Genomic DNA, 528 nt, shown 5'->3' with positions numbered 1-528 from the left:
TTTAGCCCAGTGATTTCTGTGTTTCTCCCCTCGTGGAGCGATGTGTGGGCGAATCCGACCGGGGATGAAGGTGTCACTCGGAGCATTACTTCGACTACGACGTGGCATTGGTGAAGGAAGTGAATCCAACTCACACCCCTGGCGGCCATCAGATTTGCGAGCAAAAGTTTAGTATTAACAAGATAGAATAAAATACTTACCCTGCCCCCAACGGTTGAGAAACCAAAAGGGGGCTTTTTTCGTGGCGAAAATTCCAGTCGCTTTGCTTGTAGAGCATCCAGAAAACAAACTGTTTCACAACCTGTCTGACGAAGAACTTCAGGAGCTTGCAAAAGATATGCAGGAAAACGGCTTAATCCATGCCGTAGTCGCTCGAACAGCAGGTGAGCAGTACCAAATCATCAGTGGCCATCAACGAGTACGGGCGGCGAAGCTGTTGGGTTGGACGGACATTGAGACGGATGTTTTAGATGTGGATGACAACAAGGCCGCCCGCATGCTCATTAGTGCAAACGTCAAAACGCGCAC

Annotated in this window: 1 protein-coding gene; it reads left to right on the top strand. The window is 49.4% G+C overall.

All coding sequences use genetic code 11. The features are described from left to right. Nucleotides 1-241: 241 nt before the first annotated feature. A partial coding sequence (locus BM613_RS14715; RefSeq protein ID WP_181363216.1) for a ParB N-terminal domain-containing protein occupies nt 242-528 on the top strand: 287 nt, incomplete at its 3' end.

Origin of the sequence: Sulfoacidibacillus thermotolerans (assembly GCF_003144315.1) — a bacterium.
GTDB lineage: Bacteria > Bacillota > Bacilli > Alicyclobacillales > SLC66 > Sulfoacidibacillus > Sulfoacidibacillus thermotolerans.
This window is presented reverse-complemented; position numbering and strand designations above follow the sequence as displayed.